This window comes from Bradyrhizobium centrolobii, from assembly GCF_001641635.1.
Taxonomy (GTDB): domain Bacteria; phylum Pseudomonadota; class Alphaproteobacteria; order Rhizobiales; family Xanthobacteraceae; genus Bradyrhizobium; species Bradyrhizobium centrolobii.
Window position 1 is genome coordinate 1 of the sequence record NZ_LUUB01000094.1, and the last position, 15433, is coordinate 15433.

General features: G+C 63.3%; 18 protein-coding genes and 1 pseudogene. 6 read left to right on the top strand and 13 right to left on the bottom strand.

Translation table 11 applies throughout. From position 1 onward, the window contains the following. A pseudogene (locus tag AYJ54_RS34330) lies at positions 1 to 245 on the bottom strand (IS110 family transposase); the annotation flags it as partial. Positions 246 to 1529: 1284 nt separating this feature from the next. Here AYJ54_RS34330 and argE point away from each other — a divergent pair. The 3 genes from argE (at position 1530) to AYJ54_RS34345 (ending at position 3547) form a co-directional block, all read left to right on the top strand. Beyond that, positions 1530 to 2702 carry an acetylornithine deacetylase gene (gene argE, locus AYJ54_RS34335; RefSeq protein WP_063706144.1) on the top strand — a complete coding sequence of 391 codons (1173 nt, stop codon included), beginning with the start codon at positions 1530 to 1532 and terminating at the stop codon, positions 2700 to 2702. A gap of 111 nt (positions 2703 to 2813) precedes the next feature. Then, complete coding sequence (locus AYJ54_RS34340) at positions 2814 to 3059, top strand: hypothetical protein (protein WP_063706146.1); 246 nt, start codon at positions 2814 to 2816, stop codon at positions 3057 to 3059. 191 nt (positions 3060 to 3250) lie between these two features. Then, positions 3251 to 3547 carry a GIY-YIG nuclease family protein gene (locus tag AYJ54_RS34345; RefSeq protein ID WP_063706148.1) on the top strand — a complete coding sequence of 99 codons (297 nt, stop codon included), beginning with the start codon at positions 3251 to 3253 and terminating at the stop codon, positions 3545 to 3547. A 101-nt stretch (positions 3548 to 3648) separates the two neighbouring features. Here AYJ54_RS34345 and AYJ54_RS34350 read toward each other — a convergent pair whose 3' ends face one another. After that, positions 3649 to 4707, bottom strand: a complete 1059-nt coding sequence (locus tag AYJ54_RS34350; RefSeq protein WP_063706149.1) for a phosphotransferase family protein — start codon at positions 4705 to 4707, stop codon at positions 3649 to 3651. Positions 4708 to 4840: 133 nt separating this feature from the next. Beyond that, a complete protein-coding gene (locus tag AYJ54_RS34355; protein WP_063706151.1) occupies positions 4841 to 6076 on the bottom strand; it encodes an acyl-CoA dehydrogenase family protein in 1236 nt (411 codons plus the stop codon). A 318-nt stretch (positions 6077 to 6394) separates the two neighbouring features. Here AYJ54_RS34355 and AYJ54_RS34360 point away from each other — a divergent pair, with 318 nt between their 5' ends. After that, entirely contained in the window at positions 6395 to 7066 is a 672-nt protein-coding gene (locus AYJ54_RS34360; RefSeq protein ID WP_063706153.1) for a TetR/AcrR family transcriptional regulator, read from the top strand. 3 nt (positions 7067 to 7069) lie between these two features. Here the strand turns inward: AYJ54_RS34360 and AYJ54_RS34365 are convergent, their stop codons facing one another. From AYJ54_RS34365 to AYJ54_RS34390, 6 genes are all read right to left on the bottom strand, one after another. Beyond that, the gene (locus AYJ54_RS34365) at positions 7070 to 7462 is read right to left on the bottom strand and encodes a RidA family protein (RefSeq protein ID WP_063706155.1); all 393 of its coding nucleotides are present in this window, start codon (positions 7460 to 7462) and stop codon (positions 7070 to 7072) included. 96 nt (positions 7463 to 7558) lie between these two features. Beyond that, positions 7559 to 7774 carry a hypothetical protein gene (locus tag AYJ54_RS34370; protein WP_063706157.1) on the bottom strand — a complete coding sequence of 72 codons (216 nt, stop codon included), beginning with the start codon at positions 7772 to 7774 and terminating at the stop codon, positions 7559 to 7561. A gap of 159 nt (positions 7775 to 7933) precedes the next feature. Next, a complete protein-coding gene (locus AYJ54_RS34375) occupies positions 7934 to 8218 on the bottom strand; it encodes an autotransporter domain-containing protein (RefSeq protein ID WP_063706159.1) in 285 nt (94 codons plus the stop codon). Between the two features lie 148 nt (positions 8219 to 8366). After that, positions 8367 to 9245, bottom strand: coding sequence for a beta-keto acid cleavage family enzyme (locus AYJ54_RS34380; protein WP_063706161.1), 879 nt, complete (start codon positions 9243 to 9245; stop codon positions 8367 to 8369). Positions 9246 to 9464: 219 nt separating this feature from the next. Further along, positions 9465 to 10694 (bottom strand): CaiB/BaiF CoA transferase family protein, encoded by a 1230-nt coding sequence (locus AYJ54_RS34385; protein WP_063706163.1) that lies wholly within the window; start codon positions 10692 to 10694, stop codon positions 9465 to 9467. A 181-nt stretch (positions 10695 to 10875) separates the two neighbouring features. Then, entirely contained in the window at positions 10876 to 12081 is a 1206-nt protein-coding gene (locus AYJ54_RS34390; protein ID WP_063706165.1) for an MFS transporter, read from the bottom strand. A 185-nt stretch (positions 12082 to 12266) separates the two neighbouring features. On the opposite strand from AYJ54_RS34390, the gene AYJ54_RS34395 reads away from it, so the two are divergent. Both AYJ54_RS34395 and AYJ54_RS34400 read left to right on the top strand, forming a co-directional pair. Next, the gene (locus tag AYJ54_RS34395; RefSeq protein ID WP_063706166.1) at positions 12267 to 12524 is read left to right on the top strand and encodes a type II toxin-antitoxin system Phd/YefM family antitoxin; all 258 of its coding nucleotides are present in this window, start codon (positions 12267 to 12269) and stop codon (positions 12522 to 12524) included. Next, positions 12521 to 12904, top strand: a complete 384-nt coding sequence (locus tag AYJ54_RS34400; protein WP_063706168.1) for a type II toxin-antitoxin system VapC family toxin — start codon at positions 12521 to 12523, stop codon at positions 12902 to 12904. Before AYJ54_RS34395 ends, AYJ54_RS34400 begins: the two co-directional genes overlap by 4 nt. 79 nt (positions 12905 to 12983) lie before the next feature. Here AYJ54_RS34400 and AYJ54_RS51575 read toward each other — a convergent pair whose 3' ends face one another. The 4 genes from AYJ54_RS51575 to AYJ54_RS34415 are packed head-to-tail and all read right to left on the bottom strand — an operon-like array spanning position 12984 to position 15252. Further along, the gene (locus AYJ54_RS51575; RefSeq protein WP_201724295.1) at positions 12984 to 13154 is read right to left on the bottom strand and encodes a hypothetical protein; all 171 of its coding nucleotides are present in this window, start codon (positions 13152 to 13154) and stop codon (positions 12984 to 12986) included. Between the two features lie 52 nt (positions 13155 to 13206). Beyond that, a complete protein-coding gene (locus tag AYJ54_RS34405; protein WP_063706170.1) occupies positions 13207 to 13410 on the bottom strand; it encodes a DUF2188 domain-containing protein in 204 nt (67 codons plus the stop codon). A gap of 58 nt (positions 13411 to 13468) precedes the next feature. Then, entirely contained in the window at positions 13469 to 14803 is a 1335-nt protein-coding gene (locus AYJ54_RS34410) for a PQQ-dependent sugar dehydrogenase (RefSeq protein ID WP_063706171.1), read from the bottom strand. Continuing rightward, positions 14800 to 15252 carry a DUF2231 domain-containing protein gene (locus tag AYJ54_RS34415; RefSeq protein WP_063706173.1) on the bottom strand — a complete coding sequence of 151 codons (453 nt, stop codon included), beginning with the start codon at positions 15250 to 15252 and terminating at the stop codon, positions 14800 to 14802. The genes AYJ54_RS34410 and AYJ54_RS34415 overlap by 4 nt, the downstream gene beginning before the upstream one ends. Positions 15253 to 15433: the final 181 nt, after the last annotated feature.

Genomic DNA, 15433 nt, shown 5'->3' on the forward strand with positions numbered 1-15433 from the left:
GGCTTCACCAATTGCGGCGCGATCAGCTTGGCCGTGTGCCCCAGCTTGCCAAGCTCTCGCGCCAGGTGGTGAGCAGCCCCGCAGGCCTCGATCGCCACCACCGTCGGCGGCAGCTTGGCAAAAAACGCCAGCATCGCCTTGCGGCTCAGCCGCTTGCGAAGCACGACCGATTCCGATGCATCAACCCCATGCAATTGAAAAATATACTTCGACGTATCCATCCCAATGCGGATAATCTGGCTCACGGACGGCTCCTGCGAATGAGTTTCTGACAACCTCATTCTGGCACACTGATGCCGTAGGGGGCCGTCCACACCATCAACCGCGGAATCTATCGAGCGCGGTTGGCATGAGTACCGAACAACTAATCTTCGCCAAACTACTCCCTGGGGTTATGGGTCCCGGCCTTCGCCGGGACGACGTTGGGGAGATGATGTGCATTCTGCCTCGACAGACACCGTCATTTGCGAGCGTAGCGAAGCAATCCAGACTGTCGCCGCGGAAAGACTCTGGATTGCTTCGCTGCGCTCGCAATGACGGAGTACGGGGTAACTACATCCATCACTCTTGTGTCCCGGACGCGCTGCAACGCGTCGGCGTTGCGGCGCAGAGCCGGGACCCAGAATACCGCGCAGACCACTGCCGCGTGGGCCCCGGCTCTGCAGCGCATCACTTCGTGCTGCGCTGCGTCCGGGGCACGAGACGTTTCCTTGAACGGGCACACCCTCGCATTCTCGCGGCGCGTTTCGCCCGAGCTTTGCTTCGTCGCCTCACCCTCAATGAAAGAGGGCGCAGGGAAGACCGGGAGCCGGCTGGCTCCGATGGCCGCCTGTGCACCAAAATGTGCGTGTGCTTAAGCACAGGCGGAGAAACCACAGGGCAACCGGAGACATCCCGGCCTTCCCTGCGCGATGGTTGGAACGGCTTATGTCGCGCTCTCCCCGGGGAGCGATGCACTATTGCCCCCGTCACCTTGCGGATGGCTGATGCGCGTGTCCGGTTGGATCGTCACATCACCGCAAGACTTGGCGCACAGGCTCCGGGCGCCAGGACCACACGTTTTTGCCGTACGCTGATCGCACCGGTCGTGTGCGCGACGCCTCCGCTCACGGTTGCCCGCCCTGCGAAGGCCTTCGCGCCGATGCTGCCAGCGTCCACCGCCGTCCGGCCCGCGTGTCGTGACGATCGCGATACGCCCACTCTTCCTTGGGCCGGAGTGAGGCGAAACATACGATAATTCCGAATTTCGGTAAAGTGAAATATCTTTGCACCGGCGAGTTGACCCAGCGCTCGTGTGCTTTGCCCGTCGGGCAGCGCAAGGTCTTGTAGCGCAAGGTCTTCCCGGATGGAGCGAAGCGCAATCCGGAGGCTTTGGCGAAAGGGAGGCCGAAGTCCCGGATTTCGCTCCGCTTCATCCGGGCGACGAGCTGCATCCGACCCACCGTCTTGATTTGCTCATCGGACCGCGGGGTTGGTATGGTGTGTGCAAGCCGCCTCAGCCTCCGCAATCCCCTGACCAGACCTGGAAAATGCCAAGTTCAAGACCCGATCGTATCCGCAAACTCCTCGCCGACCTCGTCGCCTTCGACACCGTCAGCGATCGTTCCAACCTGCCCTTGATCGCCCATATCGAGAGCTACCTCGCCTCACTCGGCGTCAGGTTTGAGCGCATCGTCGATGAGACCGGGCAGAAGGCTTCGCTGTGGGTCACGATCGGACCGGAGGATCGCCCCGGCCTGGTGCTGTCGGGACATACCGACGTGGTGCCTGTCGTTGGGCAGAACTGGAGCCACGATCCATTCAAGCTGGTCGAGCGCGACGGCAGGCTCTACGGCCGCGGCACCACCGACATGAAGGGATTTGTCGCCGTCTGCCTCGCCATGGTGCCGGAGATGCTGGAGGCGAAGCTGAAGACGCCGATCCATCTTGCGATCTCCTATGACGAGGAAATCGGCTGCGTCGGCGTGCGGCCGATGCTCGGCGAGGTCGCGAAGAAGAGGATCAAGCCGCTCGGCTGCTTCGTCGGCGAGCCGACGCAGATGCAGGTCATCATCGGCCACAAGGGCAAGCATGGTGTGCGCGCGAGCTTCCGCGGGCTTGCCCGCCACTCCTCGATCGCGCCTGATGGCGTCAACGCGATCGAATATGCGGCCGAGCTGATCACCGAGATCCGCCGCCGCGCCGTGAAGCTCGCCAGCAATGGTGCGCGTGACGATCTCTACGACGTCCCGCACACCACGCTGCTCACCAGCATCGTGCACGGCGGTGCTGCCCTCAACATCGTGCCCGATCACTGCACCGTGGAGTTCGAATGCCGCGGTATCGGCATCACCGAGTCAAAACAGGTGACGGACGCGATCATTGCCTGGGCCAGGGCCGAGCTCGAGCCGGCGATGAAGACGAAGCATCCGGAATGCGGCATCGATTTCGAGGAGATCCTCGACTATCCCGCGCTCGACACTGCCGCTGACGCCGCCATCGTCACGCTGGCCAAAAGCCTCGCCGGGCGCAACGACCACGCCAAGGTCGCCTTCGGCACCGAGGCCGGCCTGTTCGTCAGCATGGCCGGCGTGCCGTCAGTGGTTATCGGGCCGGGATCGATCGCGCAGGCGCACACACCGGACGAGTTCGTCGAGATGGCGGAGCTCATGAAGTGCGCGGGCTTCGTCGAGAAGCTGATCGCGCATTGTACGAAGGATTGAAGCGCAGCAATGAGCTGGGATCAATCCGAAGTAGTCGGTGCACGCCGATTGCTTCTCGAAACGGCCCGAGATCTGGTATCGGGGAGGACATCCCCAATAGAAGGTGCGAGAATGATCGCGAAGTGCCGTTTCAAGGCGAAGCTTGAGGACGATCCTGACATTCTTCCCTTCGTTGGCATCGCTTCGGAGACTGAAACTCTTCCGCTTGGTAACGATCGAATTCACTGGCAGGCGCAAGCGTTGGCCGATCTACAGCGCACGCTTAACGAAGCGCAGAATTGGGCGCGCGAGGTTGGGACCACCCACTGCCAAAATCTCTTGGCGCGCGAGGCATTTCTTCTACGTTGGCCCGATTAGTTTGTAGGTCGAGCAACGCGAAGCGCGCCTACCACTTTTTCGGGCCGAGTCCGTGAAACGAAGATATCGTGTCCCGGACGCGGTGCGGCACGAAGTGACGCGCCGCAGAGCCGGGACCCAGAAGGATTGGCGCCACCGCTCAAATATGCAATCCTAGGTCGTGACGCTCGTCAACGCCAGTTGCATGGAACATGCCCTTCTTCGTGTACATCCTCGCGAGCAAGCGAAACGGCACTCTTTATGTCGGGGTCACTAACGACCTCGCTCGCAGAATGACGGAGCACAAAGCCAAACTCATACCCGGCTTCACGCGTCAGTACGGTGTAACCTTGCTGGTCTATTTCGAATCCTTCGATTCGGTGCTTGAGGCGCGCGCGCGCGAGCATTCGCTTAAGCGTTGGCGACGTGCGTGGAAGCTCAAACTAATCGAGCAACTCAATCCGAACTGGCGCGATCTTACGCACGAGTTGAATTCTCTAGCGACATAACTGGGTCCCGGCTCTGCGGTGCATCACTTCGTGCTGCACCGCGTCCGGGACACGAGAGGAGCGCAAGAAAAAAGCGCGGCCATCGGCCGCGCCTTCGTTCCCTAAACCGCGCCCGCCTTCTGCGCGTATTCCCATGATGCCTTCGACAGCGGCACGGTGCGCTTGGCGGATTCGAGCGCCTTGGCGTTTGCGGCGGTGCCGTCGCGGATGCGGCCCGCGATACCCTGCGTGATGCCTGCGAGGCGGAAGAGATTGTAGGAGAAGTACCAGTTGAGGTCCGGCACGCTCATCCTGGTGACGTTGCAATAGATCTGCGCCGCCTCTTCCAGGCTCGGGATGTTGAGCGCCTTGAGATCGACGCCCTGCAATCCCGGCATGATCCACTGCATCAACAGATAGGTGAAGTCGGCCATGGGATCGCCGAGCGTCGACAGCTCCCAATCCAGCACGGCCTGCACGCGCGGTTCCGTCGCGTGGAAAATCATGTTGTCGAGGCGATAATCGCCGTGGACGATCGAGACGCGCGCCTGCTCCGGCACTGTCTTCGGCAGCCACTCGGCGACCTTCTCGAACTCCGGAATGTGCTGCGTTTCGGACGCCCGGTACTGCTTGGTCCAGCGGTCGATCTGCCGCGCGAAATAATTGCCGGGCTTGCCGAAGTCGGCGAGGCCAATCGCGTTGGGATCGAACATGTGGAGCTTCGCAAGCGTCTCGATCTTGCTGGTGAAGATTTTCCGCCGCGCATCCGGATCCTGGCTCGGCAGCGTCGGATCCCAGAACACGCGGCCCTCCTCCATCGACATGATGTAGAAGGCAGCTCCAATGATGCTGTCGTCCTGGCACAGCGCATAGGCCCGCGCGACCGGAAAGCCCTGCTTGCCGAGGGCTGCGATCACCCGGTATTCGCGGTCGACCGCGTGCGCCGACGGCAGCAATTTGCCAAACGGCTTGCGGCGCATCACGTAGGAACGGTTCGGCGTGTCCAGGCGGTAGGTCGGGTTGGACTGACCGCCCCTGAACTGCAGGACGACCAGCGGGCCCTCATAGCCTTCGACGTTCTCGCGCAGCCAGGCGTCGAGCCGCAGCTCGTCGAAACGATGCCGCTCCTCGACCGGCTTGGTGCCCGAGAACTCCTCGTCTTTCCTGACGCCGTCAGCCACGATGACGCTCCCTCTTCAGTCGGTGCATGATCCTAATCGGTAACCGCTGACGCACTTGCGTCAAGCGGTCATTCCGAATGCGGATCGTGCCCTGTCGTTTCTTCAAGTCGGGAGCACCACCGTGCTCTCCCGCTTAATGATTGGGAGAGTTTGCATACTTCCGGATCTCAAGTCTGGCAATGGCGCGATTGTGCACCTCGTCCGGGCCGTCGGCGAGCCGCAGCGTGCGGATGTGGGCGTAGTCCTTGGCAAGGCCCGCTTCGTCCGAGACGCCGGCGCCGCCAAAGGCCTGGATCGCCTCGTCGATGATCTTCAGCGCCATGTTGGGGGCTGCGACCTTGATCATGGCGATCTCGGCCTGCGCGGTCTTGTTGCCGACCTTGTCCATCATGTCGGCGGCCTTGAGGCACAGCAGACGCGTCATCTCGATGTTGGTGCGGGCTTCGCCGATGCGCTGCTCCCACACCGAATGCTCGACGATCTTCTTGCCGAACGCGGTGCGCGAGGCGAGCCGCTTCACCATCTTCTCCAGCGCCTCCTCGGCCTTGCCGATGGTGCGCATGCAGTGATGGATACGGCCCGGGCCGAGACGGCCCTGTGCGATCTCGAAGCCGCGGCCCTCCCCTAACAAGATGTTCTCCTTCGGCACCCGCACGTTCTCAAGCAGCACCTGGGCGTGCCCGTGCGGCGCATCGTCGAAGCCGAACACCGGCAGCATCTTCTCGACCTTGATGCCAGGCGTGTCGAGCGGAACCAGGATCTGCGACTGCTGCTGATGCTTGGCCGCCTTGGGATCGGTCTTGCCCATCAGGATCGCGATCTTGCAGCGGGGATCGCCAACGCCGGACGACCACCATTTGCGGCCGTTGATGACGTAGTGATCGCCGTCGCGCTCAATGCGGGTCTCGATGTTGGTCGCATCGGACGATGCGACCGCCGGTTCCGTCATCAGGAAGGCGGAGCGGATCTCGCCATCCATCAGCGGGCGCAGCCATTTGCGCTTCTGCTCCTTGGAGCCGTAGCGGATGAACACTTCCATGTTGCCGGTGTCGGGCGCGGAACAGTTGAAGACTTCCGAGGCCCAGGAGATGTGGCCCATCTGCTCCGACAGCAGCGCGTATTCGAGATTGGTCAATCCCGCGCCGCGGAATTCATCGTCCTCATGCTCGGACGGCGGCATGAACATGTTCCAGAGGCCTTCGGCCTTCGCCTTCTTCTTGAGGTCTTCCAGGATCGGAATGACCTTCCAGCGGTCACCGCTCTTGTCCTGCTGGTCGTAGATCGGCACCGCCGGGCGCACGTGCTTGGTCATGAAGGACTGCACGCGATCGAGCCATTCCTTCTGCTTGGGCGACAGATCGAAATCCATGGGACGCTCCTCGTCTTCTTTGCAAAGCGGTTTTGCGCCGGACTGTCCTCCCGCCGTGCGCGACCAGCAAGCGCCATTCGGCGGCTTTGCGGATGCTGGTGGAACCATCGCCGCGGGCGGCAGCATAATTCCATCAAGCGGATTGACTTTTCCCGGCCTTCAAACGATAGTTTCATACAACTGTTTGAATTGCAACCCTTGAGGCCCCGCCCTCGTCATTCCGGGGCGACGCGCCAGCGTCGAACCCGGAATCTCGAGATTGCGGCGCGAGATTCCGGGTTCGCGCTACGCGCGCCCCGGAATGACGGAAAAAGAGCCATGGCCAGCGATCACACCCGGTCCGCCATTCTCGCCGCCGCCGAACGGCTCTATGCCGATCGCGGCTTCGGCGACGTCACGCTGCGCGACATCGTCGCGGATGCCAATGTCAACTTAGCTGCGGTGAACTATCATTTCGGCTCGAAGGACGAATTGATCGCGGAGCTGTTCGTGACGCGCTCGATCGCGACCAACCGCGAGCGCTTGCGCGAATTGAAGGCAGCGGAAGAACAAGGCGGCGGCCGCGCGCCGATCGAGGTGATCCTGCATGCACTCGTCGGCCCGACGCTGCGCGGCTGCCTCGGCCCTGAGAACCAGCGCTCGACCGCGGCGCGCTTCATGATCCGTGCCTCGATCGAATCCGTGCCGCCGATCCGCCGCATCAAGAACCGCGAGATCGACCATTTGCGGAAATTCGTCTCGGCGATGCGCAGGTCCCTGCCCGACCGCAGCGACGTCGAGATCTATTGGGGCCTGAATTTTGCGCTCGCGATGGCGCACCACACCATCCGCGAGAGCGAGCGGCTGACCAAATTGTCCGAAGGCAAGTGCGACCTCGACGACGTTGAGGACGTGATCGCGCGCGTGGTCAGCGTCGCGACGATGGCGCTGACCGCCGGCAAGGCGGAGACCAGGCCCCCGGCGCGCGCGCTCGCACGCGACACGCGTTGAACCTCACACCATCGCGATGCAGTCGATCTCGATGTCGAAGGGACCGGTCCATTCGGGGATGCAGACGAAGATCCGCGCCGGCGGCTGCTCCGGGAAGTAGCGCGCATAGACGGCATTGAAGACGGCGAAGTGTTTGACCGAGGTGCAGTAGACGTTGCACTTCATGACGTCGTCGAGGCTCGCGCCCGCCGTCTGAAGGCACAGCTTCATCTGCTCCATGATGAGCTCGCTCTGCCGCTCGATCGGTGCCGCCGCGATCTCGCCCGTGTCGGGATCGAAGGGCGGCAGGCCGGAGACGAAGATCATGTTGCCGGCGCGCGTCACCGGCGAAGCCGGCGCCTTCCAGCGGTCGAGATAGGTCGAGATCGGTTCGACGCGGAGCGCTTCGCGTGTCATGGGCGGCCACCTTCGATTCAAGCGTGATGGCGGCTGCCTACATCATCTTGCGGCCGCCATGTTTCGCCTAAGCTCGAAGTGTGATCGCGGGCGGGACTACACCCGCTGCGGCATCTCCTCGGCCTCTTCCTTGGCGAGCAGCAGCAGCATCTCGATGCCCATGTCGCCTTCCTGCGGCGAGCGGATGAACTCGATGGCGCTGGCACTCTTCTGCAGCGCCGCAACGACGGCAACCGCCTGGTTGGCCGTGGCCGCCTCGGTCGCCATGACCGCCTTCTGGTTCTTGGCCTGGAACCCGATCGTGTAGGACATTTGTTCCCTCCCGCACCCTGATGCGCATGACGGGAAGATCGCATCAGAGTCGGGCGAGAAGTGGAAGCCGGGTCGACTACGGACCGGGTTCACCTGAGACTTATCGCAAGCCCCAGGCAAGCCCAAGCGACGCGCGCATCGACCGCGGTCACGATCCCGCTACCAGCTTATCCGCAACGATCCGGTTCCCGCATAGCTCTGGCCCGCGTTCGAGAATTCGCCGGAGAAGCGCGCCGAAAGTTCCGACCAGCGGTTCAGCGCGAGGCGCGAGCCGAGTTCGACGCGGCCGGCGTCGCTAGCCGCCCGCGCGCCTTCGGCGATGAAGGCCGGAACCGGCATTGACACCAGCGTCGCCGTGACGTCGCGGCTCGGCGAGAACTCATGCACCCAGGCGAGGCTTGCGAACGGCATCCACGTCATGCCGTTGCCGAGGAAGGTCGGCAACGAGGACACATTGCGCGAGGCGTAGCTCAGGCCAACCGGCGACGTCTCCTATTTCAACCGCGCCTTCCGTCGCCAGTTCGGCAGCCGCCCCTCGGATGTCCGCGAGGCGGCGAAGTGCATCTGGCGCGAGCAGCCGGAGTAAGGCGTTTCAGCCAAGCCTGAGCATCGCCCGCGCCTCGTCCGCGGTCGCGACGGACGCACCAAGGCTCTTCAGGATGCCCGCGGCATGCGCGACCAGCTCGGCATTGGTCTTCGCCAGCACGCCCTTGGACATATAGAGGTTGTCCTCCATGCCGACGCGAACGTGGCCGCCGAGCAGGTACGCCTGCGCGACCATCGGAAATTCAGCGCGGCCGATGCCGAAGCCGGACCAGATCGCGCCCGGCGGCAGGAGGCTGCGTGCATAGAACATCGTCTCAGGCGTGGCGGAGAAGCCGTACTTCACCCCTAACACGAGCGAGAACAGGCCCGGCCCCTTCAGCGTACCGTCGGCAAACAGGTCGCGAGCGAGATGACAGTCGCCGGAATCGAACAGCTCGATCTCCGGCAGCACGCCGGCCGCCTTCATGCGCTCGGCCATGATGCGGACGTTGCGCGGGGTGTTGATCACGACCTCGCCGCCGGAGTTCATGGTGTTGAGGTCGAGCGTGCAGATGTCGGGCTTGAGGAGCTCAATATGCTCGACGCGCTTCTCGGGCTGGAGCAGCGTGGTGCCGGGGCCGGCGATGCGCGGATCCTCGATCGACGGCACGAAGCGTCCGCCAGGGCCGGTCGTGAGGTTGATGACGAGACTCTTGTTGCGGGCGCGGATCTTCTCCATCACCTCGCGGTAAAGGTCGATCGACATCGAGGGCCGCCCCGTCGCGGGGTCGCGCACATGGATATGAGCGATCGCGGCGCCGGCTTCGGCCGCTTCCAGCGCGGATGTCGCGATCTGCTCGGGCGTGATCGGCAGATATGGCGACTGCTCGGGTTTTGTGAGATTGCCGGTGATCGCGCAGGTGATGATGGTCTTGCCGGTGGTCATGCAAATTACTCCGCCTTCGCAAACTCATTCACGTTAGCTAAATCCGTCGCCGCAGAGCAGCTGCGCCCCCTCGCCCCGCTTGCGGGGAGAGGGTTGGGGTGAGGGGGACTCTCCGCGGGGACGGTGCGAGTTGGACTCGCGGAGAGTCCCCCTCACCCGAATTCGAGCTCCGCTCGAATTCGGCCTCTCCCCGCAAGCGGGGAGAGGCGAAGAAAGCGGCTAAATCACGCCCTGCTGCTTCAGCGCTTCGATCTTGCCGGCATCATAACCGAGTTTGCCACCGAGCACCTCCTGGGTGTGCTCGCCGAGCAGCGGCGGGGCGCGGTAGTTCTTGATCGGGGTCTCCGAGAGGGTCAGCGCGTTGCGGATCAGCGAGAGATCGGGCTCGAAGGGATGGTTGACCTTCACCCGCATGCCGCGCGACTGAACGTGCGGATCGCTAAACACCTGCTCGAAATTGTTGATCGGACCTGACGGCACGCCGGCCTCCTCAAGCTTTTCCAGCCAGTAGGCCACCGGCTTCTTCAGGAACAGGCCAGCGAAGATCGCCATGATCTCCTTGCCGTGCACGACGCGGTCGTTGTTCTTGATGAAGCGCTTGTCGTTGGCGAGCTCAGGCTCGCCCAGCACGGCGCAGGTACGCTGGAACTGGCCGTCATTGCCGACCACCAGCATCAGTTCGCCGTCGGCGCAGCGGAACACGCCGGCCGGCATGCCACCGTTACCCCAGGTGCCGCGGCGCGGCGGTGTCTTGCCGTTGACGAGGTAGATCTGGAGCCAGTGGCTGAGCGAGGCAATCACGGTGTCGAACAGGCAGACGTCGATGTGCTGTCCTTGCCCGCCATTGGCGTCGCGATGGTAGAGCGCCGACAGAATCCCGATCGAGGTGTTCATGCCGGTCATGTAGTCGACGATCGACGGTCCGACCTTCATCGGGCCCTCGCCAGGCTCACCATCGATATGACCGGTGACGCTCATCAGGCCGCCCATCGCCTGCAGGATCGCATCATAGCCGGCGCGCGGGGCGTAAGGGCCGGTCTGGCCGAAACCGGTCACCGAGCAGTAGATGATGCCGGGGTTGATCGCCTTGATCGTCTCGTAGTCCAGGCCGTACCGCTTGAGATCGCCGACCTTGTAGTTCTCCATGAAGACGTCGACGTCCTTGGCGAGTTGCCGGATAATCTCCTGCCCTTCGGGCTTGGCGATGTTGACGGTGACCGACTTCTTGTTGCGGTTGGCGCAGAGATAGAACGAGTTGTTGTTGTTCGCCTTGCCCTCGGGATCTGTCAGATAGGGCGGGCCGAAGGCGCGCGCGTCGTCGCCGGTGCCTGGCCGCTCGATCTTGATCACCTCCGCACCGAGGTCGCCCAGCATCTGGGCCGACAAGGGCCCGGCGAGCACGCGTGTGAGATCAAGGATCTTGATGCCTGAAAGCGGCAAGGCCGACATGTAGGTTTCCTCCGGGGAACTGATCTTGGCGCGGCGGCTGAAGCCCTAGCCACGCCCCCTGCGGATACACCATTTTTGTCCCCTGAGCACTGCACTGGCGGCATGCGGCCATCCCCCGCCCCGGCAGCAAAAGCAGCCCGCGGCGGCGAATTTCCGCGCCACGAATATTATCCTGTCGGGGTCAGGTCGCGGCCGCAGCGGCGATCTGCGGACGACGACGCCCGAGCAGAACCAGGATCAGCACCGTTGCACAGGAAAATACCAGCGTCAGACCAAGCGCGCCGCGGCTGCCGAACTGGGTGAGCAGGCCGACGAGAACGGGCGGAGAGACGGCGGAGGCGAGATTGAGCGGCAGCGCGATCATCGACATCGCCTTGGCGAACTCGGCCTGGTCGTAGAAGACGAGCGGGATGGTCGCCCGCGCCACCGCCATCGCGCCGCTGCCGGCACCATAGAGCAGGATGAAGATCGCGACCGCCCAGGTCGCCCCCTCGCTCATCATCAGGAGCAGCATGGCCACGGGGAGCGCCGTGCCTGCGACGAGCCCGGTCGTGATTCCATCCCACCGCCCGCCGCCGAGGAAATCGAGCCCGCGGGCGCTGACCTGGATCACGCCGAGCATCGAGCCGAAGGCAAGCGCCTGCGCGGGCGCCAACCCCTCTGCCCTCAACAGCTCGATGAGGACAGCGCTCAGGCCGAAATTGACGAAGGCATTGAGGGTGATCGCGGCGACGACGAGGCCGAATGTGCTCCGAGGAATCGAAGGTGTATCCGCGCGCTTTGCTTGCGCGCCGCCATCATTCTTCGCGATGCTCCGGCGCGGAGCCGCGAAGGCATAGAGCGGAAGCGAAACGAGGATCAGCATGGCCGCATAGACCATGCACGTCCCACGCCAGCCGACGAGACCACTCAGGAATGACGTGGTCGGCCAGAAGATGCTGCTGGACAGCCCCGTCACCAGCATGAGCGCGCCGATCGCGCTCTTGGCCTGTCGTCCAGCGACCTCGTTGAGCATGATATAGGCGCCGGTCGAGAGCGTGGCGCTGCCGGCCGTACCGAGAACGACCCAGGCGGCGAAATAGAGCATCGGCTCCCGCGCAAAAGACAGAATGACGTAACCCGGCACGGCAACAACCGTGCCCACCATCATCACTTTGCGTGCGCCGTGCCGCGCAAAGGCCCTGGCGAGCCACGGCGCACACAGCCCCATGGTGACATAAAGGACCGACGTGCCGGCAAATACTGCCGGCAGGGTCATGCCGAGATCGGCCGCAAGGTCGCGGCCGACGATCGCCGGAAGGCCTATCGTGCCCCATCCGATGAGTTGGGTGATTGCGAGCACCAGCAGGACGCCGATGAGCCTACCGTCAGATTTCCAGAACCGCATTCCGCCAGTCGCCCGCCCCAAGGGTGCAGATCACATCGATAGACATCTCTTAGCTGTAGATCGCGGAGTCGAGGGATGTCGGTTCCGAATGGCATAGAGGCGTCATTCGCAGGGCAAAAACGCTGGCGCAGTTGATATGGACCATTATCTAGACCATTTTAAGAACTCATAGGAGAGGCAATAAGATGCGGGTCTCCGTCACGGACGCCAAAGGACAATTGACCGATCTCGTCCGCCGCGCAGAAGCCGGCGACGAGGTGATCCTGACGCGGCATGGACACGCCGCAGTGCGGCTCGTTCCGATCAAGCTTCCGCCGGACCGAGCCACCCGACGGTCCGTGCTTGAAGCGGCGCGGAGGAGCGGCGCAGCGAAAGCGACGCCCGGACCAAGTGCGGCGCGCAGCCAGGACTTCCTCTTTGGTGACGACGGCCTGCCCGAATGATCGCAGTCGACACGTCGGCGCTCATGGCGATTGTACTCGATGAGCCGCAAGCCGATGCCTGCATCGCGGCGCTGGAAACTGCCGACGAAATTCTGATCTCGGCCACTACGGTCGCCGAGAGCCTGATCGTTGCGGCCCGGCGCGGCGTGGACCAAGAGATGAAGAGCCTGATCAACGATCTGGGCTTGAACGTGATATTGGTGACGCAAGCTTCCGCCGAACGAATAGCGCAAATCTATTCACGTTGGGGCAAAGGCCTCCATCCTGCCAACCTCAACTTCGCTGATTGCTCAGCTTACGACGTAGCCAAAGAGCACGGCTGCGCGTTGCTCTATGTCGGCGACGACTTTGCGAAAACGGATATCACAAAGGCAACCTAATCTGGGCGACCGCCGATACGGCAACCTTGCCGCTCGGTCGAATAGAGAGAGCTACGGTGCATACTCCCGCTCGGCCCGCTCAGGACGTGTGGCCGGGATCGATGTGCTTGGGCGTCTTCTTGTCGCGCTGCGGGGTCATCTTGGCCGGGTCCGGCGCTCCGGGCACGCCGCGCGGGCCGAGCTGGTCCCGCTGGATGTCCTCTTCGGACCGGGACGGCTCGACGCCATTCTGCTCACGAGGCTTGGTCATCACAGCCTCCTTTTCGAACTTTGCTTGAAGACGGCGTTTCCGCGCTGCCGCATTAGCTACTGACCGCGTTCTCGCCCGCCTCGCGGCCGGGCACGCTGACATGAACCTCATGTCCCTGGCGAAGGGCCAGCGAGGCGGCTGCCACCGCGGATTCGAAGGCGGATTCCTTGGTGGCATATTTGCTGTTGACGTTGCCGTCGTGCAGCACGCCCCATTCATCCTGGATCGGCACGACCGCGTATTGAGCGAGACCCATTGTCCAGCTCCTGGCTTGGCTTCCAGAGATCGTCTGATGCAACAACGCGGCGCCGAGCTTAACGTTGCGTGAGCTGCGGATGGACGGAGGTCACACGCCACACCGTGTTGCCGCTGTCGTCGGCGACCAGCAGCGCGCCGGTCTTGTCGATGGCGACTCCGACGGGGCGTCCGCGCGCCTGATTGTCGCTGTTCAGGAAGCCGGTGACGACGTCCTGCGCCGGCCCGCTCGGCTTGCCGTTGCTGAACGGCACGAACACGACCTTGTAGCCGTTCAGCACCTGGCGGTTCCAACTGCCGTGCTCGCCGACGAACGCGCCGCCGCGATACGCGTCCGGCAGGCTGGTGCCGGTGTAGAAGGCAAGGCCCAGCGGCGCGACATGCGAGCTCAGCGCGTAGTCCGGCACGATCGCCTTGGCGACGAGGTCGGGCCGCTCCGGCTTGACGCGAGGATCGACGTGCTGGCCGTAATAGCTGTAGGGCCAGCCATAGAAGCCACCGTCCTTCACCGAGGTCATGTAGTCGGGAACGAGATCCGGACCGAGCTCGTCGCGCTCGTTCACCACCGTCCACAGCGCGCCGGTCTGCGGCTCGAAGCTCAAGCCGTTGGGATTGCGCAAGCCGCTTGCGAAGATACGCCAGCGGCCGCTGGCGCGATCGACCTGGAGGATCGCGGCGCGATTGTGCTCGGCCTCCATGCCGTTCTCGGTGATGTTGCTGTTGGAGCCGACGCCGACATAGAGCATCGCACCATCGGGACTCGCGACCAGGCTCTTGGTCCAGTGATGATCGATCGGACCGCCCGGAAGCGGGGTCAACACCGTGCCGGGCGCGGTGATCTTGGTATCGCCCTCGGTGTAGGGGTATTTGATGATCGCATCGGTGTTGGCGACGTAGAGATCATTGCCGACGAGCGCGACGCCGAACGGCGAATTGAGATGATCGAGGAACACGCTCTGCGTATCCGGCACGCCGTCACCATTGCTGTCGCGCAGCAGCGTGATGCGGTTGCTGGGACCGGTATCGCCGCCGGACGTCGCCCACGACTCGACCCAGTCCATCACGATCTCCTTGGGTCGCTTGATCGCGGCAGCCTTCGGCGCCTTGGACTCGACCACCAACACGTCGCCGTTGGGAAGAACGTAGGGCACGCGCGGATGCTGCAGACCCGTCGCGAAAGGCTTGGCCTGCAAGCCCTGCGCGACCGTCGGCGTCTCGTCCTTCTTCCAGCCGACGATGCGAGCGATGTGTATCGGCGGGAGAAGATATTGCTGGATGTCCGGCAGGGACGGATTGGCTCCGATCTGCGCCTTGGGATCGCCGCTGCCATCATTGCAGCCGGCGAGACACAAGAGCGAGGCGCATAACATCAAGCGGGCAAATGTGGACGTCATCGCGCAACTCCCACGCCATGGCGATAGACCATCGCCCAGCCGAGCCAGCCGGTGACGGGCAGGATCAGGACGGTGACGATCGACAGGATGAGCCCCAATGGCCATACCGAGGTCCAGGCGTCGCGCGTGTGGATCAGCACGTTGAAGATGGCCAGGATCAGCACCACGGCATTGCCGATCAGATGCGGCCAGGCCGGCATCTGCGCCCGCACCAGGCGGTTGCCGAGGAAATCGATCAGGCCGGCGATGGCCGCCAGCACGCCGAAGATGACGCCGACAAGCAGAAGCCAGGCGGAGAAATTTGCCCACATCATCTCGGCGCTCACGCTATAGGCGATGTCGGTCAGCAGCGCGCCGGTGAAGCACGCGATCGGAATCGGCACCAGCATCGGATGAATGGGATGGCCTGCGATCTGCGCCGTGGAGCGCACGCGCACGTCTTCTTGCACAGTCTGCCTCGTGTGACGTCTCAGCCTGCCCGACCGGCCAACTCGTGCTTGCAGTGATGGTTCCTAGAAGTGTGCGTTCCACTCTCGTCAGCGAGAGTGCGGAAGGGAACATTACGGCTGTAACGATCCGCGCATCTCACGCCTCCCGGGCGTGACAAATCCGGCAAACGACCGAAGCATG

What these genes read in the sequence shown, in the direction of transcription:
- AYJ54_RS51575 (WP_201724295.1), bottom strand. Translation starts at nt 13,154, where the DNA reads ATGACCAAGCCTCGTGAGCAGAATGGCGTCGAGCCGTCCCGGTCCGAA.
- AYJ54_RS34405 (WP_063706170.1), bottom strand. Translation starts at nt 13,410, where the DNA reads ATGGGTCTCGCTCAATACGCGGTCGTGCCGATCCAGGATGAATGGGGC.
- AYJ54_RS34390 (WP_063706165.1), bottom strand. Translation starts at nt 12,081, where the DNA reads ATGCGGTTCTGGAAATCTGACGGTAGGCTCATCGGCGTCCTGCTGGTG.
- AYJ54_RS34360 (WP_063706153.1), top strand. Translation starts at nt 6,395, where the DNA reads ATGGCCAGCGATCACACCCGGTCCGCCATTCTCGCCGCCGCCGAACGG.
- AYJ54_RS34410 (WP_063706171.1), bottom strand. Translation starts at nt 14,803, where the DNA reads ATGACGTCCACATTTGCCCGCTTGATGTTATGCGCCTCGCTCTTGTGT.
- AYJ54_RS34380 (WP_063706161.1), bottom strand. Translation starts at nt 9,245, where the DNA reads ATGACCACCGGCAAGACCATCATCACCTGCGCGATCACCGGCAATCTC.
- AYJ54_RS34395 (WP_063706166.1), top strand. Translation starts at nt 12,267, where the DNA reads ATGCGGGTCTCCGTCACGGACGCCAAAGGACAATTGACCGATCTCGTC.
- AYJ54_RS34400 (WP_063706168.1), top strand. Translation starts at nt 12,521, where the DNA reads ATGATCGCAGTCGACACGTCGGCGCTCATGGCGATTGTACTCGATGAG.
- AYJ54_RS34345 (WP_063706148.1), top strand. Translation starts at nt 3,251, where the DNA reads ATGCCCTTCTTCGTGTACATCCTCGCGAGCAAGCGAAACGGCACTCTT.
- AYJ54_RS34340 (WP_063706146.1), top strand. Translation starts at nt 2,814, where the DNA reads ATGATCGCGAAGTGCCGTTTCAAGGCGAAGCTTGAGGACGATCCTGAC.
- AYJ54_RS34370 (WP_063706157.1), bottom strand. Translation starts at nt 7,774, where the DNA reads ATGTCCTACACGATCGGGTTCCAGGCCAAGAACCAGAAGGCGGTCATG.
- AYJ54_RS34355 (WP_063706151.1), bottom strand. Translation starts at nt 6,076, where the DNA reads ATGGATTTCGATCTGTCGCCCAAGCAGAAGGAATGGCTCGATCGCGTG.
- AYJ54_RS34385 (WP_063706163.1), bottom strand. Translation starts at nt 10,694, where the DNA reads ATGTCGGCCTTGCCGCTTTCAGGCATCAAGATCCTTGATCTCACACGC.
- argE (WP_063706144.1), top strand. Translation starts at nt 1,530, where the DNA reads ATGCCAAGTTCAAGACCCGATCGTATCCGCAAACTCCTCGCCGACCTC.
- AYJ54_RS34365 (WP_063706155.1), bottom strand. Translation starts at nt 7,462, where the DNA reads ATGACACGCGAAGCGCTCCGCGTCGAACCGATCTCGACCTATCTCGAC.